Annotated in this window: 16 protein-coding genes; all 16 read left to right on the top strand. The window is 57.8% G+C overall.

The features are described from left to right. Positions 1 to 75: 75 nt before the first annotated feature. The 16 genes from CLOEV_RS09855 to CLOEV_RS09780 all read left to right on the top strand — a co-directional run bounded on the left by CLOEV_RS09855 (position 76) and on the right by CLOEV_RS09780 (position 17,017). The gene (locus CLOEV_RS09855) at positions 76 to 1,179 is read left to right on the top strand and encodes an oxidoreductase (protein ID WP_008712574.1); all 1,104 of its coding nucleotides are present in this window, start codon (positions 76 to 78) and stop codon (positions 1,177 to 1,179) included. A gap of 164 nt (positions 1,180 to 1,343) precedes the next feature. Beyond that, positions 1,344 to 2,303, top strand: a complete 960-nt coding sequence (locus CLOEV_RS09850; RefSeq protein ID WP_008712567.1) for a 2-keto-3-deoxygluconate permease — start codon at positions 1,344 to 1,346, stop codon at positions 2,301 to 2,303. A 72-nt stretch (positions 2,304 to 2,375) separates the two neighbouring features. After that, positions 2,376 to 3,950, top strand: a complete 1,575-nt coding sequence (locus tag CLOEV_RS09845) for an acyl CoA:acetate/3-ketoacid CoA transferase (RefSeq protein WP_034443448.1) — start codon at positions 2,376 to 2,378, stop codon at positions 3,948 to 3,950. A gap of 35 nt (positions 3,951 to 3,985) precedes the next feature. Continuing rightward, a complete protein-coding gene (locus CLOEV_RS09840; RefSeq protein ID WP_245591127.1) occupies positions 3,986 to 5,584 on the top strand; it encodes an acyl-CoA mutase large subunit family protein in 1,599 nt (532 codons plus the stop codon). Between the two features lie 19 nt (positions 5,585 to 5,603). Then, complete coding sequence (locus tag CLOEV_RS09835; protein WP_008712561.1) at positions 5,604 to 6,056, top strand: cobalamin B12-binding domain-containing protein; 453 nt, start codon at positions 5,604 to 5,606, stop codon at positions 6,054 to 6,056. Positions 6,057 to 6,081: 25 nt separating this feature from the next. After that, complete coding sequence (locus CLOEV_RS09830) at positions 6,082 to 7,290, top strand: CaiB/BaiF CoA transferase family protein (protein ID WP_008712559.1); 1,209 nt, start codon at positions 6,082 to 6,084, stop codon at positions 7,288 to 7,290. Positions 7,291 to 7,318: 28 nt separating this feature from the next. Next, the gene (locus CLOEV_RS09825) at positions 7,319 to 8,503 is read left to right on the top strand and encodes a thiolase family protein (protein WP_034443444.1); all 1,185 of its coding nucleotides are present in this window, start codon (positions 7,319 to 7,321) and stop codon (positions 8,501 to 8,503) included. A 68-nt stretch (positions 8,504 to 8,571) separates the two neighbouring features. After that, positions 8,572 to 9,357, top strand: a complete 786-nt coding sequence (locus CLOEV_RS09820) for an enoyl-CoA hydratase-related protein (protein WP_034443442.1) — start codon at positions 8,572 to 8,574, stop codon at positions 9,355 to 9,357. A gap of 53 nt (positions 9,358 to 9,410) precedes the next feature. Further along, positions 9,411 to 10,403: an amidohydrolase family protein gene (locus tag CLOEV_RS09815; RefSeq protein WP_008712547.1), complete on the top strand. Its 993-nt coding sequence runs from the start codon at positions 9,411 to 9,413 to the stop codon at positions 10,401 to 10,403. A gap of 90 nt (positions 10,404 to 10,493) precedes the next feature. After that, positions 10,494 to 12,035 carry an acyl-CoA carboxylase subunit beta gene (locus CLOEV_RS09810; RefSeq protein WP_034443440.1) on the top strand — a complete coding sequence of 514 codons (1,542 nt, stop codon included), beginning with the start codon at positions 10,494 to 10,496 and terminating at the stop codon, positions 12,033 to 12,035. A 417-nt stretch (positions 12,036 to 12,452) separates the two neighbouring features. After that, positions 12,453 to 13,097, top strand: coding sequence for a translation initiation factor IF-3 (gene infC / locus CLOEV_RS09805; protein WP_051485019.1), 645 nt, complete (start codon positions 12,453 to 12,455; stop codon positions 13,095 to 13,097). Between the two features lie 115 nt (positions 13,098 to 13,212). After that, positions 13,213 to 13,410, top strand: coding sequence for a 50S ribosomal protein L35 (gene rpmI / locus CLOEV_RS09800; protein ID WP_008712529.1), 198 nt, complete (start codon positions 13,213 to 13,215; stop codon positions 13,408 to 13,410). Between the two features lie 45 nt (positions 13,411 to 13,455). Beyond that, complete coding sequence (gene rplT / locus CLOEV_RS09795; protein ID WP_008712528.1) at positions 13,456 to 13,806, top strand: 50S ribosomal protein L20; 351 nt, start codon at positions 13,456 to 13,458, stop codon at positions 13,804 to 13,806. Positions 13,807 to 13,839: 33 nt separating this feature from the next. Further along, positions 13,840 to 15,177, top strand: coding sequence for a TrkH family potassium uptake protein (locus CLOEV_RS09790; RefSeq protein ID WP_008712527.1), 1,338 nt, complete (start codon positions 13,840 to 13,842; stop codon positions 15,175 to 15,177). A gap of 13 nt (positions 15,178 to 15,190) precedes the next feature. Then, a complete protein-coding gene (locus CLOEV_RS09785; RefSeq protein ID WP_008712525.1) occupies positions 15,191 to 15,907 on the top strand; it encodes a potassium channel family protein in 717 nt (238 codons plus the stop codon). Positions 15,908 to 15,931: 24 nt separating this feature from the next. Further along, positions 15,932 to 17,017 (top strand): phenylalanine--tRNA ligase subunit alpha, encoded by a 1,086-nt coding sequence (locus CLOEV_RS09780; protein WP_008712522.1) that lies wholly within the window; start codon positions 15,932 to 15,934, stop codon positions 17,015 to 17,017. The last annotated feature ends 1 nt before the right edge of the window (position 17,018 follow it).

Raw genomic sequence — 17,018 nt, 5'->3', positions numbered from 1 at the left:
GGCCACCCATAAAACGCGTGAAGGGCTCTTTAGCCCTTCACACCCCTAATAAAATAATTTTGGAGGTATAATTCCATGAAAATATTAGAGCCTGTAAAATTCAGAAATCTCGAACTTAAAAACCGTTTGGTGTGGCTTCCCGCCGTCACCTGTCTTGCCGACGAGGTCGGATTTGTAACCGACGCTCTCATCGAACGCCACGTGGCGCGCGCCAAGGGCGGCTTCGGCCTTATCGACGTCGAAGCCTGCGGCGTGCTCGACAGAAAGAGCCCCAACCTCCTCCGCATCTGCGACGACAAGTTCATCCCCGGCCTCAAAGAGATGACCGACGCCGTCCACGCCGAAGGCTGCAAAATGACGGTGCAGCTCATCCACTACGTGAAGCAGTCTGTGCGCACGGGATGGAAGCAGGCCGTGGAAGACCTCACCTACGAAGATATCGACCTTTGCAAGCGCCAGTTCGTCGAGAGCACCATCAGAGCGAGGGAAGCCGGATTTGACGGCGTGGAGCTGCATGTGGCGCACGGATACACCCTTTCCTCATTCATTTCGCTGCTCAACAAGCGCACGGACAAATACGGACGCAACACCGAAGGCCGCTGCCGCATCGTGACGGAGATCATGGAAGATATCCGCAAAGAGGTCGGCGACGATTACTGCGTGGGCTGCCGCATCTCCGGCGAAGAGTTCGTCAAAGGCGGCAATACGCTTAAACAGACGACGGAAATAGCCAAGATATTCGCTGGCGCGGGAATGGACTTCATCAGCGTTTCCGCCGGCGGCAAGACGGAAGACGGCGCTTGGTACACCGGCTACAGCGGAAACCGCTGCATGCCGACCGCCGAATACCCCTGGGGCCTCCATGTCTACCTCTCCGAGGGCATCAAGAACGCGCTGCGCGAGATCAAATCTGATATCCCCGTGGTAGTCTCCGGCAAAGTGAAGGACCTTCAGCACGGCGAAGAGATATTCGAATCAGGCAAAGCCGACCTCATCGGCGTCTGCCGCCCGGCGCTCGCCGATCCCGACTGGATCAAAAAGCAGGTCGAGGGGCGCGAGAAAGAGATAGTGAAGTGCGTCTACTGCAACGGCTGTCTTGAGCGCGACCAGAGGCACGAAGCGGTCAACTGTGTCATCGCCGACAAGATCGCGGAGCGCAAAGCCGCCCAGCAAAACTGACGACGGAAAGCCGGGAGCGGTGATCCGAGTGGAATTCAGAGATACCCTTTGTTGCGGGACCGATGAGGGGGCCGGGGGAAAAACGCTTTCCTTGAAAAACAAGCCCCGCTGCTCGCCGGGCCGCGCGAACAAGAGGCGGTATCAAGAGAGATGGGAGGCAGGCTATGGATATTCTAGGCAAGGTCAATAAAGTACCCGGCGGCATCATGGTCGTACCGATGATCATCACCGCGCTGATAAACACATTTATTCCGGCTGTGCTCAAAATAGGCGGCCCCACTACCGCGGCTTTCAGCGGCGCGGGAGCGATGGCGACCATCGGTATGCTGCTCTTTGTCGCCGGCAGCCAAACCAAATACAGCGACCTCGGCGCGGTATGCGCGCGCGGCGGCCTGCTGGTGGTCGTCCGCCTGGCCGTGGCCTTTACCGGAGCCTGGCTGACGCTGAAATTCTTCGGCATCGGCGGTATCTGCGGAGCCTCCGCGCTGGCGATCACGATCTCTCTCGCCAGCTGCAACCCCGGAGTCTACGCGGGGCTGATGCAGTCTTATGGAGACAACGTCGATAAAGCGGCGATGGGCGTTCTCAACCTGATCGCCGTTCCCGCCACCCCTCTGGTGATCCTTGGCATAGCCGACGGCACCGGCTTTGACTACATGAGCGCCGTCGCTTCGCTCGTTCCGTTCGTTCTCGGCATGGTCCTTGCCAATTCCGACGAGAAGATACGCAAGCTCTTTTCGACGGCGACGCCGGTGGTCCTCTTTTTCCTGGGCTGCTGTCTGGGCGCGAGCATAAACCTTAGAGCGCTCTCTCAGGCCGGGGCTGCCAACATCGTGCTGATCGGGCTCATCGTCTGCGTGTTCCTGCCGATAATGATAACTGCGGACAAACTTATCCTGAGACGCCCCGGATACGCCGCGGTCGCGGCCACCTGCCTGGGAGGGCTGTCGGTCGTCGCGCCGAGGATCATCGGCGAACGTCTGCCCCAGTATCAGCCCTATGTGGAGTCGGCGACGGCGCAGATGGCGGTGACGCTGGTCTTCTGCATCTTTGTCTTCCCCTACATCACAAAGTTTGTGGTCGGCAAATTCGGCAGCGGCGTTGTCACGGACAAAACGAATTAAATCGGACTGTTTTAATTTTCCCGCCGCCTTGTGCGGCGGGAAAACCCAAAAAAAAACGTGAGGTGAGAGAAGATGGGCAAAATTATTTCGTCTGCTGCTGCAATATCACTAATTAGAGATAACGACGTGATCGGTATCGGGGGATTCGGAGGTTTTTCCGCCCCCGACGAGATACTGCGCGAGCTGGCGAAATCTTTTTTCACCCACGGCAGGCCGAAGGGACTGCACGTAGTTTCCGGCATCTCTCCCGGCGACCTCACGGAAAACGGCTACGGCCTGAGCATCATTAAGGAGCCCGGCATCATCGCCTCGATCTACGCCTCGCATGTGGGGATGTCGCCCTCGATAGGGCGGGCGGTCAGCGCAAACCAGATCGCGGGCTACACCGTGCCGCTGGGAGTCTACGGACATCTGCTGAAGGCCATCGCCGGGAAAAAACCGGGCGTGCTGACGCGCATCGGACTGCATACCTTCTGCGACCCGCGGCTGGAGGGCTGCCGGGTCAACGACAAGGCCAGGGAGTCGGGGCGCGAAGTCGTTTCTCTGGTAGAGTTCGACGGCGCGGAATACCTCCATTATAAGACGTTCCCGCTGGACATCTGCATCATTCGCGGAAGTTATGCCGACGAGTACGGCAACGTCTCCCTCGAGGAGGAGGCGATACACAGCGAGCAGGCGGCGATGGCCGCGGCGGTTCACAACAGCGGCGGCATCGTGGTCGTGCAGGTAAAGAACGTATTCAAACGCGGCGCGCTCGACCCGCGGCAGGTGTCGATCCCCGGCGCGCTGGTCGATTACGTTGTGCAGGCGAAGCCGGAAAACCATCTGCAATGTTACGACGGCTCCGTTTTCCGCCCCGAGCTGATCGGCGACGTGAGACAGCGGCTGGAGATGATCAGCCCGATGGCGCTCTCGCCGCGAAAAATTTGCGGCAGGCGGGCGGCTTTGGAAATAACCGGCGGCAGCCTCGTCAATCTTGGCATCGGTATGCCCGACAGCGTCGCGAGCGTCGCCAACGAAGAGGGGATCAGCCATCAGGTGACCTTCTCGATCGAGACCGGCGTCTACGGCGGAGTCCCCGTCAGCGGAGTGGGGCTGGGAGCCTCGGTAAACCCGGACGCCATCCTCTCGATCACCGACAGCTTTGACATCTACGACGGAGGCGCGCTGGACGCGGCCTTCCTGGGGCTTGGCGAGGTGGACGAAGAGGGCAACGTCAACGTTTCAAAATTCGGCAGCCGCTGCACCGGGCCGGGAGGATTCATCAATATTACCCAGAATACGAGGAAAGTCTGTTTCATGGGGACCTTTACCGCCGGACACATGGATTACAAGACCGGCGGCGGCCTCTTATCAATAGAAAAAGACGCTGAATACGTGAAATTCAAGAAAAAAGTCGGGCAGGTGACTTTTTCATCAAGATATGCGCGGGAAAACGGACAAGAGGTGCTCTACATAACGGAACGCGCCGTATTCCGGCTTGAAGCCGGCGGCCTGACTCTGACCGAGATCGCGCCCGGCATGGACATCGAAAAAGACATCCTGCCGAAAATGGAGTTCGTCCCGCTGATATCTCCCGAATTGAAGACGATGGACGAACGGATATTCACCGACAAAAAAATGAAGATAAGCTTCATCGACCGATGAGGCCGGATCATAAAAGGACGAAAGGGGAACTTAACATGGCGGAGGAGAAGAAACACACCACTTTATCAGGCTACGAGCTGAAAAGGGTCTACACGGAAGACGATATAAAAGGAAAAGACCCCAAGACACAGCTTGGCGAACCGGGGCACTTCCCGTTCACACGCGGCATCCGCGAGGAGATGTACCGTGACGGCCGCCTGTGGACGATGGGACAGTACGCCGGTTTTGCCTCCGCGGAGGAGGCCAACAAGCGTTTCCGTTACATCATTGAGCAGGGGGGCACAGGTTTCTCCGTCGCGCTGGACCTGCCTACCCAGATGGGTTACGATTCCGACGACCCTATGTCTGAGGGCGAGGTTGGGAAGGTCGGGGTCGCCATCGACTCCCTGGCTGACATCGAGGCTCTGTTCAAAGGAATCCCCTTTGAACAGGTACGCCAGATCCGCACGACGGCGAACGCCAACTCGATAATCATGCTCGCCTTTTACGTGGCCTTCGCGAAGAAAAACAATATCGACCCAAATACGATCGGCTTCTTCCTGCAAAACGACATCCTCAAAGAATACATGTGCCGCGGCACGTATATCTTTCCGCCAGCGGCCGGCGTCAAGCTCTCCGTCGACGTGCTGGAATACTGCGGCAAACACCTTCCCCACTGGACGCCCATCGCGGTCTCCGGCTACCACATCCGGGACGCCGGAGCCACGGCGGCGATGGAGCTGGCGTTCACGCTGGCGGATATGATCGAATACTATGACGCCGCCGTGAAGCGCGGAGTGGACATCGTCGCGGCCACGGCGAACAGCTACTTCTTCCTCGGCGCGCAGCTGGACTTCCTGGAGGAGGTCGCGAAATACCGCGCCGCGCGCCGCCTTTACGCGCGGATCATGAAGGAACGCTATCACGTGACGGCGGAGGAGCCGCAGCGCCTGAAGATATTCGCCTTCACAAGCGGCTCCGCCCTGACGGCGGAACAGCCCATCAACAACATAGTCCGCGTCGCCATTCAGACGATGGCGGCGGCGGCGGGCGGTATCCAGACCTTCCACGCCTCCTCCTATGACGAGGCGATCTCGCTGCCCACGCAGGAAGCCGTGACGGTCTCGCTGCGCACGCAGCAGATCGTGGGCTATGAGTCGGGCCTGACGGAGACGGTCGATCCCCTCGGCGGCTCCTACGCGGTCGAGGCTCTCACGAACGCCATTGAGGAAGAGGTCCTCGCCTTACTTGAGACGATAGAGAAAAAGGGCGGGGCCCTGAAGTGCATCGAAGAAGGATTCCAGCAGAGGATGCTGGCGGACAACGCCTACAAGTACCAGAAGAGCGTGGACAACAAGGAACGCATCGTCGTCGGCGTCAACGAGTTTAAGGACGGCAAGCCCATAGAGCCCGCCCAGTTTACGGTCCCCGAGGACGTCGCTATCAAGCAGGCGGCGAAGATCAACAAGCTGAAGGCGGAGCGCGACAACGAGAGGGTGAAGCGCGCCCTCGCCGCCGTGGAAAAGGCGGCCCGGAACGACGAAAACCTGGGCGAATACATGATCGAAGCGGTAAGCGCCTACGCGACGCTGGGCGAGATCTGCGAAGTGCTCAAAAAAGTTTACGGCAAATATACGCCGATGAAGATTTATTAAAGGAAACGGAGGGTTCGTTATGGTGAAAGTTCTCATTGCAAAACCCGGCCTTGACGGCCATGACCGCGGAGCGAAGGTCGTCGCGCGCGCCTTTGAGGAAGCCGGCGCCGAGGTCATATACACCGGCCTTCAGGCCACGCCGGACGAGATCGCCGAAATAGCGGCGAAAGAGAAGGTCGACGCCGTGGGCGTGAGCCTCCTTTCCGGCGCTCACAATACGCTGATGCCGAAAGTGGTCGACAAGGTAAAGGAAAAAGAGGGAATGGAGAACACGGTCTTTATCCTCGGCGGCATCATTCCGCAGCAGGACATTCCCGGTCTCATGGAAAAGGGCGTCAGCGGCGTTTTTGGACCGGGCACCCCGCTCGACGAAGTGACCGAATTCACCTTTGAGCAGGTGGCGCTCGCGAAGGCCGAGGATATGGCGGAGCAGGCGCTCACCGATATGGCTAACAAAGCTTCAAATATATAGAGAAAAGGAATAAGGAGGCAATCACATGGCAGGGATACTTGAAGGAGTAAAGGTTCTTGGTATAGAGCAGCAGGTCGCGGGACCGACCTGTACGATGATGCTCGCCGACCAGGGCGCGGACGTGATCAAGGTGGAGCGTCCGGGAAGCGGAGACACCGCGCGCGAAATGGCGCCGATGCTCAAAAACGACAAGGGCGAGGCGCAGAGCGGGTATTTCGCGCGCTTCAACCGCGGCAAAAAGAGCGTGACGATCGACATGCAGTCTCCGGAAGGACAGGCCGTCCTTTGGGACCTCATCAAGGATACGGAAATAATTATCGAAAATGTGAAGCCCGGGCTGATGGACAAACTCGGCTTTACCTATGAGAAGGTCAAAGAGGTCAATCCCGGCGTGATCTATGTGGCCATCAGCGGCTTTGGGCGTTCCAAGAAGCATGAGGGGCCCTATGCGAAGCGTCTGGCCTACGACATTATCGCGCAGGCGATGGCGGGACTTATGTACACCTGCGGCAGCGACGCGCAGGGGCCGCCGACATGGCTCGGCTTCGCGCTCGGAGACTCCGGCACGGGCGTCTACGCGGCCTACGCGGCCATGCTCGGCTATATCAATAAGCTGCGCACCGGCAAAGGCGAATACTTCGACGTTTCGATGTACGACTGCATGATCGCCCTCGCCGAACGTTCGCACAACGTCTACGCCTTCACCGGCAACGTCGTCACCAGAGGCCCGGACAAACTCATCGCTCCCTGGGGCCCCTTCAAGTGCAAGGACGGCTACGTGGCGATCATCGTCCCCACGGAGTCGATGTGGAAAAAGTTCCTTACGGCCATCGGCCATACAGAACTGCTCGATAACCCCGACATCCAGTCCGGACCGGGACGCGGCGCCCACATGGAGACGCTTATCCGCCCGATCATCAACGAATGGCTTGCCGACAAGACGAAGGCGGAAGCCTGCGAGATATTTATGGCCCAGGGGCTTCCCTGCGGACCGGTACAGAATTCGCAGGACGTCGCCAACGACGAGCACACCAAAAAGCGCGAGATGCTCGTCAAGATCCCCGACCCAGTCGTCGGCGAGCTTACCGTCGTCGGCTGCCCGATAAAAATGGAGGAGCACGAAGCCGCTTACAGCCCGCTGCCGAACCTTGGCGCCGATACGGACGACGTGCTGAAAAAGCTTGGCTACTCAGATGAACGCCTCGCCGAACTGCATGACAAGAAGATCATATAAAAGAGATTAAGAGAGAAGGATGAAAGATATGGAAAAGGTAGTAATAGTATCCGCCGTACGTACGCCGTTCGATAAATTCGGCGGCCTGATGAAGGGTGAAAACACGGTATCGCTGGGTTCGTTCGTCGTCAAAGAGGCGATGGAGCGCGCCGCCGTCGATCCGGCGGAGGTAGAGGAAACATATATCGGCATCAACATGCCCACCGCGAACCGCTCGATAGCGAGACAGATATCCCTCGCCGCGGGGATGCCGCCCGAAGCAAACTCTACCACCGTAGACCGCGCCTGCTGCTCCTCGATGGTCGCCATCGCGATGGCGAAGCGCGCGATCGAACTCGGCGACGCGAAGATCACCGTCGGCGGCGGCTCGGAAAATATGAGCAACGTCCCCTACTTCGTGGAAGACCTGCGCTGGGGCAAACGCCTCGGCGACATCACGCTTAAAGACATCATGGTCGTCTCCTGCCCCTATACCGGCGAACCGCGCGCCAAACAGGCCGGCGAGGTCGCGCTGCAGTACGGCATCAGCCGCGAAATGCAGGACGAATGGGCATACCGCAGCCAGATGCTCTATCAGGACGCCTTCAAAGCCGGTAAATTCAAGGATGAGATCAAGCCTTACGTCATCCACACCAAGAAAGGCGACGTCGTGATCTCCGAGGACCAGTCGCCGCGCCCAGACACCACGCTCGAGGGGCTTGCCAAACTCAAGACCGTCAACCAGAGCCCGACGGTAACGGCGGGCAACGCGCCAGGACTCAACACCGGTGCCAGCGCGCTCGTGCTCATGGCTGAAAGCGAAGCGGCCCGCCGCGGCATCAAGCCGCTGGCGACGATAGTCGCGCACGCCCAGGCCTCCGGCCATCCCAAATACATCGCGACGATACCGGCCTTTGCCGCGCAGAAGGCGCTCGCCAAGGCAGGCATGACGGTGGAGCAGATGGACGTGATAGAGATCAACGAGGCCTTCGCCGTGATGCCCATCGCCTCGACGCTGCTTATGGGAGATCAGGACCCCGCGAGAGTCGAAGCGATACGCGCGAAGACGAACATCAACGGCGGCGCGATCGCGATCGGCCACCCGACGGGAGCCACCGGCGGACGCCTGGTAATGACGATGGCCTACGAGCTGCAGCGCCGCGGCGGCGGATATGGCCTCTGCACGATCTGCGGCGGCGTCGGCGAAAGCGAAGCCTTCGTAATCCGAGTCTAACCACTCTCCGGCGATCAGATGCCTGACGGACGGCGTCGGACAGTTTAAAGAAGGAGGTTGCGGTAAATATGGAATTTCAGGATATACTGTACGAAAAGTATAACAACCGGGCAAAGATAACCATCAACAGACCCGACAAGATGAATATGTTCACCAATCGTACCTTGAATGAAATGATCACGGCGCTTCAGAGCGCGTGGACAGACAAAGAGGTCGGAGCGGTCATCCTCACGGCGGCCGGGACCCGCGCCTTTACGATCGGCGGCACCCCCTGTGAGACGGACGCCGACGCCCAGCCCATTGAAAAGCTGCCGATGCCCAGCCTCTTCGCCCAGCTTCTGCATACCATCCGCGCCATCCCCAAGCCGGTGGTGGCGGCGGTCAACGGCTATGCGATCGGCGGCGGCCACGTCATCCAGGTGGTGTGCGATCTTACCATCGCCTCCGCCACGGCCAAGTTCGGCCAGGTCGGCCCCAAGGTCGGAAGCTTTGACGCCGGATACGGCAGCGCCTATCTCGCCCGCATAGTCGGCGAGAAAAAGGCGAGAGAATTCTGGTATCTGTGCAGGAAATATACCGCGGAAGAGTGCCTGCGGATGGGACTGGTCAATGCCGTAGTCCCGCCTGAGGAGCTGATGGCGGAGACGGACAAATGGGTGGATGACATCGTCAAATCCAGCCCGACCTCTCTGGCCGCGCTGAAAATGTCCTTCAACGCCGACAGCGCCTCCATCGGCGGCATTCAGTCCATGGCCGGCGTCGCGCTTAACATGTATTTCAACACGGACGAGGCGAAAGAATGCGGCAAGGCGTTCAGTGAAAAGAGAGATCCCGACATCGCCCAATACCGTTAATTTGTTTGGGCTTTCAAGGCTCGGACATTAGTTTTGAAAGGAGTGTATGAATCATGGCAACGGCTCAAGGAGACAGAACACCTAAAACTCTTGAAGAAAGAGGTTTTCATATTATCGACGTCCACGCGCATCCCTTTGTCAAGGGAGGATATCCGCCCGCAATGAAGGCCATGCTGGCCTCCAGAAAATACACGCAGCCCAATTGGGTCGGAAAATCTGGAAAGGGCACGCTGGATGATCTGAAGGCGGAGTTCGACGAAACCGGACACGAAGTAATGGCGAACGACGCCCTTACTCACGGCGTAAAAATGCAGCCTGTCGGCTGGGACGCCACCAGCGGCATGGGCGAACCGCCCACCAGCAACGACTTTGTTTACGGCTTGTGGAAGGAGTTCCCCGACGCGTTTTTCGGCGCGTGGGGCTCGGTCGACCCCTGGCAGGGGCAGAACGCCCTTCTGGAAGCTGAAAGAGCCATTACCGAACTGAAGCTGATCGGTTTGAAGTTCCAGCAGTGCACGCAGAAATTCCGCGTCAACGACAGACGCTTCTATCCGCTGTGGGACCTCTGCCAGCAGCTTGAAGCGCCGGTCCAGTTCCACATCGGCTACACGGGAATGGGCAGCGGCGCCCCCGGCGGCGACGGCCTCTACAGCATGACCTACTGCCAGCCTCTCGACGTCGATGAAGTAGCGGCGGATTTCCCGCGCCTGAAGATAATCGCCCTGCACGTCGGCGAGCCGTGGCCGGAAGTCATCAACCATGTCGCGATGCACAAGACGAACGTGATGCGCGAAACCTCCGGCATGTGGCCCAAATACTTCCCGCAGTGCATGACCTATGACATGAACAGACGCCTCCAGGACAAGTTCATCTTCGGTTCCGAGTGGGGAGTCTTCAAGCTCAGCGAGATCCTCAAGCAGTGGGAAGAGCTGGATCTCAGGCCCGGCGTCATGGAAAAGATCATGTATAAGAACGCGCTGAACTTCCTTGGCGAAAGATTTGAGAAGTGCGGACTTGACTTGAGCCCCTGGAAGGGATTAGTCTGATAAATCTCCAACTTTTTTCCGCGCGAAGGGGCGCCCTCTTCGCGCGGCGGTCATTTTTTAGAAAAAATCTATCTTTAGGGGGCCGGTCATATGAATCAGAAACTTCAAGCCATGCTCGATAAAAAAGCGCACATCATGCTTCAGGGCGGGCAGGAAAAAATCAACAAGCAGCATGCCAAGGGCAAACTGACGGCACGCGAGAGAATCAATTTACTGTTCGATCCCGGCACCTTCGTGGAATACAACATGTTCGTAAGACCCAGAGCGACGCGCTTCGGCATGGACAAAATCGACGCGCCGGCGGACGGGATCATCACGGGGCACGGGCTTATCAACGGCAGAAAAGCTTTCGCCTACGCTCAGGACGCCACCGTTCTGGGAGGATCGATGGGTGAGATGCATGGATTGAAGCTCGCCAGAATGCAGGAGCTGGCGCTGGAAGTCGGCGTACCCATCGTCGGGCTCAACGATTCCGGCGGAGGCCGTCTTCAGGAGGGGCCGGGCGCGTCAGTCTACGGAACCATCTTCTACAACAACGTGAACTCCTCGGGAGTCATTCCGCAGATTTCAGCTCTCATGGGAAGCTGCGCCGGCGGCGCCTCATACTCTCCAGCCCTCAACGACTTTATCGTCATGGTCGATAAGACCAGCAAAGCCTTTATCACCGGGCCCGCCGTTATCAAAGAGGTGACGGGCGAGGTCGTGGATTTTGAAACGCTGGGCGGAGCTACGACGCACAGCACCAAATCGGGACTTTCACATCTGGTGGCGAGGGACGACTATGACTGTATCGAACAGATCAAAAGTCTGCTGAGCTTTTTCCCCGCCAACTGCCAGCTTCTTCCTCCGATCTATGCCACTAACGACGACGTTAACCGCAGGATAGAGGAACTCAACGATATTATTCCCGACAGCAAACGTAAAGCCTATGATATGAAAAGCGTCATTACAAAAATCGCCGACGACAGTTTCTTCTTTGAAATTTCTCCGGCGTATGCCCGCAATATCATAGTCGGGTTTATCCGCATGGGCGGTATGCCGGTAGGCGTCGTTGCCAATCAGGCCAGCTGTATGGCCGGCTGTCTCGACATCAACGCCTCCTGCAAAGCGGCGCGCTTCATTCGCACCTGCGACGCCTTCAATATCCCGCTTTTGTCGATCGTGGACGTCCCAGGATATCTGCCCGGCGTCAACCAGGAACATGACGGCATCATCAGGCATGGGGCAAAACTGCTCTATGCGTGGGCGGAGGCGACCGTCCCCAAGATCATCATGCCGATCAGAAAGTCCTACGGCGGAGCTACGCCCGCGATGTGCAGCATCGACATGAAGGCGGATTTCGTCATCGCCTGGCCGAGCTGCGAACGCGCCGTGGTCGGAGCCGACGCCGCCGTCGAGGTGCTCTATAAAAATGAGATCGCGCAGGCCGCCGATCCCGCCGCGGCCAGGGAGATGTACAAGGAAAAGTACGAGACGGAATTCCTGAACCCCTACCGCTCCGCCGAGCTCGGAAAATTCGAGGACGTGATCGAACCGGCCGAATCAAGAATAAAGATCATTCAGACGCTGCGCATGTTTTGGGGCAGAAAAAAAGAGCGTCCCGCGCGCAAGCATGGGAACATTCCTCTTTAAGAGGGTATGCCGGAACGCGGCAATGAAGAGACATGCCGCGGCCGGACACCCCGTACGTTACGCGGCGGCTGAAGCGAAGCCTTCATAATCAAAGCCTGACCACGATTCACCACCCCACACATCCTGTGCGCCGGATTTGTAAATCCGGCGCGCAGTCTATATTGTTTACGGCAATAGTTTCCAGTCGAAAACTTGGAGATCAAGGTGTTTTCCTGCGCTTGCATATCGCGGCGCGTTGTGGTAGTATCTTCCAGTTGATAAGTATCAATGGGTTTTAAGCAGAGGATGCCCCTCTCGCCTGCCGACGAAATCAGTTGTCAGGCCGCCCCCGAGAAGATATTTCTAGGGTCCGGGCGCATTCTTGTGCGCCCGGACCTTTTTAATTCGGTCGAATAATTTTTCAGGAGGTGTAATGCCATAGCAAACACAAGGGAAGACGAACCCCGCGTAAATTCCGAGATCCGGTCGCCGGAAATTCTCCTTATTGACGAGCAAAACGCCAAGCGCGGAGTGATAAGCATTCAGGAGGCTCTCAAGATGGCGGAGGCCGCGGAACTCGATCTCGTAGAGGTCGCGCCGCAGGCGACGCCGCCCGTATGCCGTATCATGAATTACGGGAAGTACCGCTTCCAGCAGCAGAAACGCGATAAGGACGCGCGCAAGAAGCAGAAGAACCAGGTCGTCAAAGAAATAAAGATGCGTCCGAAGATAGACCTGCATGACTATGAATTCAAGGTGAAGGCTATTCAGACTTTCCTTCAGGCAGGGCATCGTGTCAAGGTCTCAGTATTCTTTCGCGGACGCGAAATGGCTTTCCTTGACAGGGGAAGGGAAGTATTGAAGAAGGTCGTCGACGCCGTCTCGGAGTTTGGCAAGATAGAGATGGAGCCGAGGATGGAGGGCGCTTATATGAGGATAATGATAGCGCCGGCAGCCGAGATCCCCGTTAAGAAACCGGCTCCGCAGGCAGAGCGTCAGAAGCTGCCGTCAGATGGCGCGGCGGCCGCGGTGAAGGCGCAGAAGGCCAAGAAGGACGTTTTGCCCGACGCCGACCAGATATAAATAAGGGGATTCAGTTACCCGTCCTGGGTAAATAAATTATAGGCGGGAGACCAAAACGCCGTTGCGGCGTTTTGCGCGGATCGCCTAGTTTGCAAATTAGAGGAGGAAAAGCAACATGCCTAAGATGAAAACACATTCCGCAACGAAAAAGCGCTTTAAGATAACTGGCTCAGGCAAGGTAAGCTTCAAAAAGAGCGGCCGCGGACACCTTCTTTCTTCAAAAAATTCGAAGCGTCTCCGTGCCCTGAGGAAGAAGGGTATTCTCCCGACAGGGATAGAGGCGCACGTAAAGAAGATGCTCCCCTACGCGTAGCGCGGAGCCACGGTTAACCAGATAAATTTCAAGGAGTGACATAAAATGCGAGTAAAGGGATCCAGCGCCAGCCGCAATAAGCAGAAAAAATTATACAGCATCACGAAGGGTTTTTGGGGACGCAAGAAGAATGTATATCGCCGCGCCCGCGAAGCGTACCTGCACGCGCTTACTAGCGCCTTCGCAGGCCGCAAGCTCAAGAAGCGTGACTTCCGCAAGCTGTGGATCGTCCGTATCAACGCCGCCGCCCGCGTGAACGGCATTGCCTACAGCGCGTTGATCAACGGCCTCAAGAGGGCGAATATCACGATCAACCGCAAGATGCTCGCCGATCTCGCCGTCAACGACGCGCCGGCCTTCTCACAGCTTGTAGAAAAGGCGCGCGCCGCTCTGTAAAAATACCGATTTTTGATTCGAGTGTGAAATACGTTGCGTTTTCATACCTCTTATAAGGTAGAAAGAGTCATTGTTACAGGGTTCCTGCTGGTCATACTGGCGGGAGCCTTTCTCTTATGGCTCTCCAATAATTTTGTCTACGCGAAGCCCCTGTCTCCTGTCGACGCGCTTTTTATGGCTACGTCGGCGGTCTGTGTCACGGGGCTTGGCGTCGTCGACATCGCAACGGATTTCGGACTGCTGTCGCAGGTGATCATGATGGCGCTGATCCAGATAGGCGGCCTGGGGATCATGACAGGTATGATGCTGCTGTCCATCGCCGTGGGGCGCAGGATCGGGATAAGGAGCCGCATTTTTTTTCTCGGAGGGCTTGGCGTCGACGGAGTGCAGGGCGCGATCACTCTTTTTTTCACGGTGATAAGATACACGCTCTTTCTCGAAGGGATCGGCAGTATCCTGCTGTTCGCGGGATTTGTGTTAAATGGGGAGGCGCTCCTGCGGGCGGTCTATCTCGCCGTGTTTCATTCGGTCAGCGCCTTTTGCAACGCCGGATTCTCTCCCTGTCTGGGCGGCCTGCACGGCTACAGGATGACGCTGATAATACCGGGAACGATAATGGCGCTGATAGTTCTCGGCGGGCTTGGTTTTCCCGTCTTCGCCGAGTATGCCAACTATTTCAAGTTTAAGCGCCGGCAGCCGCACCGCGTCTCGGTCTACGCAAAGCTTGTGCTCATGATAACAGGCGGCCTTATCGTCGGCGGTACGGTGCTCTTTCTGCTCTCGGACTGGAATGTCGCTTTCAAGGATTTTCCCGTGTGGGCGAAGGTCTGGAACGCCCTCTTTGCCAGCGTCACGACGAGGACGGCCGGTTTTGAGACGGTGCCCAGCGGTTCGCTCTCCGGCCTCGGGCAGGCGCTGATGATCGTGCTGATGATAATCGGCGCTTCCCCCGCCTCCACAGGCGGCGGCGTGAAGACGACGACCTTCGGGGTGCTGGCGGTATCCGTCTGGAGCGAGCTGCACATGCGCAGCGACCCGACCTTCCTGAACCGCGGGATATCCGAGCGGACCGAGCGCCGGGCGCTCTCCGTCATCGCAATATATCTTTTCACGATACTGGCAGGCTCCGTGCTGCTTACGCTGATAGAGGAGATGCCTTTCTCCGCGATAATTTTTGAGGTCGCTTCGGCGCTCGGCACGGTCGGCCTGACGGTAGGAGTCACCACGGAGCTTTCCACGGCGGGAAAGCTCGTGATCACGCTGCTGATGTTTTGGGGAAGGGTTGGGCTCTATTCATTTATTTCCACGCTTGTTACCGCTGACGGAGATTCGGGGATACATTATCCCAATACGCATATTCCGATAGGTTAAAGGAGTGCTCGTCATGGAGAGAAAAAAGAAGAGTTTTCTGATAATCGGCCTGGGCCGTTTCGGCACCGCGCTCTGCGAAAAGCTCTCGAGCCTCGGACAGAACGTCATCGGCATCGACAGCATGTCCGGGCCGGTCATGGAACTTTCCGATAAAATCGCCGTCGCCGCGCAGATGGACGTCACCGATGAAAATTCGCTGCGCAAGATCGGAGCCACCCAGGTGGATGTCGCGGTCGTCACGATCGGCGAGGCGGTGGAGCACAGCATCCTCTGCACCTCCCTGCTGGTCGATATGGGGGTGCCGATCGTCATCGCGCGCGCCTCGAACAAGCTGCACGCGAAGGTGCTGGAGCGCGTCGGCGCGCATAAGGTGATCTCGCCGGAGTGGGACATGGGCTCACGTATCGGCGAGATGCTCGTCTATCCGTGGTATTCCGCCTTTACGCGCATCGACGGCGGCAATTTCATCCTCGGAAAGATACAGCCTCTGCCGGATATGATCGGCAAGAGCATGGCGGAACTTAAATTTTCGCAAAAATACAAAGTTATTGTTATACTTATGGAGTATGAGGGAATACAACATACGCCGATGCCCATGCGTCCCTTTGAGAAGGGGGACAGGATGTGGGTGTTGGGCCATGTCGAGGATATGGACAAGCTCGTCGAAAAGAACGGCGTGTCCGGCCTCATCGATATGAAGGACATAAATTTACCCGGCGCGCCGCAATAGCGCCGTTTGCAGGAGGCAGGATTTATGCGGGAAAATGATGGAACGAAGGGGCCGCAGGGTGAAGACAACGGCCTTTTGGAACGCCTTGAAAAGATAAAAGAGGCGGGATTGGAAAAGATAGCGCAAAGTTCTTTGCCGGATCAGCTTCAGCTTGTCCGCGCCAATCTTATCGGGCGCAAGGGCGAGCTGACTGAGATATTGAAGAGCGTGGGACAGGCCGCTCCGGAGCTTCGCAAGGTGCTGGGGCAGGCGGCCAACGACGTCAAGCAGATCATCAGCGACGCCGTCGAGAGCCGCAGCGCGGAGCTGCTCGACACGCTCTCCGCGTTCGAGGGCGCGGCGGACATCACCGTCCCCGGCATAGAGCCCTTTCAGGGAGGCCTGCACCCCGTTACGCAAATGTGCTACGACCTTAACGACGCCTTCCGTTCGCTTGGCTTTGAGGTATTCTCCGAGCCTGAGATAACCAGCGAAAAATTTGCCTTTGACAATCTGAACTTTGCGCCGGAGCATCCAGCCCGCGAGAGCATGGATACCTACTGGCTGAAGGGGCACGACGAAGAGCGCGGGGCGAAGCGCCTCTGCCTTCGCCCGCATCTTACGGGCGCCAGCGTCCGCTACCTGCGCGAGCACGGAGCACCCGCGCGTTTCGTATATCCGGGGCGCGTCTACCGCAACGAGACTACCGACGCCCGCCACGAGCGCGCCTTTTTCCAGTACGAGGCCCTGATAGTCGATAAGGATTTTTCTTTCGCCTCCGGTATGGTCCTCATCAAAACGATACTCGAAAAGGTCTTCGGCCATGAGGTCGGCGTCCGTATGCGCGTCGGCTTCTTCCCCTTCGTGGAGCCGGGATTTGAGATAGACATGAAATGCCAGGTATGCGGCGGTACGGGCTGCAAGGTATGCAAGCATGTGGGCTGGATAGAGGTCATGCCCGGCGGCACGCCGCATCCGAACGTCCTCAGAGCGGCGGGGCTGGACCCCGCGGTCTGGTCGGGGTTCTATATCAACATCGGTCTTGACCGCCTTGTGATGATGCGCTACGGGGTGGACGACGTGCGCCTCTTCCACAGCGCCGACCTGCGCTTCCTGAAACAGTTCAAGTAGG

Origin of the sequence: Cloacibacillus evryensis DSM 19522, from assembly GCF_000585335.1 — a bacterium.
Taxonomy (GTDB): domain Bacteria; phylum Synergistota; class Synergistia; order Synergistales; family Synergistaceae; genus Cloacibacillus; species Cloacibacillus evryensis.
Note: the sequence above shows the minus strand (reverse complement) of the source record. Positions and strands in the feature narration are given on the sequence as shown.

Coding starts and splice junctions, on each gene's coding strand:
- CLOEV_RS09835 (WP_008712561.1), top strand. CDS start 5,604: ATGGTGAAAGTTCTCATTGCAAAACCCGGCCTTGACGGCCATGACCGC.
- CLOEV_RS09825 (WP_034443444.1), top strand. CDS start 7,319: ATGGAAAAGGTAGTAATAGTATCCGCCGTACGTACGCCGTTCGATAAA.
- CLOEV_RS09830 (WP_008712559.1), top strand. CDS start 6,082: ATGGCAGGGATACTTGAAGGAGTAAAGGTTCTTGGTATAGAGCAGCAG.
- rplT (WP_008712528.1), top strand. CDS start 13,456: ATGCGAGTAAAGGGATCCAGCGCCAGCCGCAATAAGCAGAAAAAATTA.
- CLOEV_RS09815 (WP_008712547.1), top strand. CDS start 9,411: ATGGCAACGGCTCAAGGAGACAGAACACCTAAAACTCTTGAAGAAAGA.
- CLOEV_RS09810 (WP_034443440.1), top strand. CDS start 10,494: ATGAATCAGAAACTTCAAGCCATGCTCGATAAAAAAGCGCACATCATG.
- CLOEV_RS09855 (WP_008712574.1), top strand. CDS start 76: ATGAAAATATTAGAGCCTGTAAAATTCAGAAATCTCGAACTTAAAAAC.
- rpmI (WP_008712529.1), top strand. CDS start 13,213: ATGCCTAAGATGAAAACACATTCCGCAACGAAAAAGCGCTTTAAGATA.
- CLOEV_RS09845 (WP_034443448.1), top strand. CDS start 2,376: ATGGGCAAAATTATTTCGTCTGCTGCTGCAATATCACTAATTAGAGAT.
- CLOEV_RS09820 (WP_034443442.1), top strand. CDS start 8,572: ATGGAATTTCAGGATATACTGTACGAAAAGTATAACAACCGGGCAAAG.
- CLOEV_RS09840 (WP_245591127.1), top strand. CDS start 3,986: ATGGCGGAGGAGAAGAAACACACCACTTTATCAGGCTACGAGCTGAAA.
- CLOEV_RS09785 (WP_008712525.1), top strand. CDS start 15,191: ATGGAGAGAAAAAAGAAGAGTTTTCTGATAATCGGCCTGGGCCGTTTC.
- CLOEV_RS09780 (WP_008712522.1), top strand. CDS start 15,932: ATGCGGGAAAATGATGGAACGAAGGGGCCGCAGGGTGAAGACAACGGC.
- CLOEV_RS09850 (WP_008712567.1), top strand. CDS start 1,344: ATGGATATTCTAGGCAAGGTCAATAAAGTACCCGGCGGCATCATGGTC.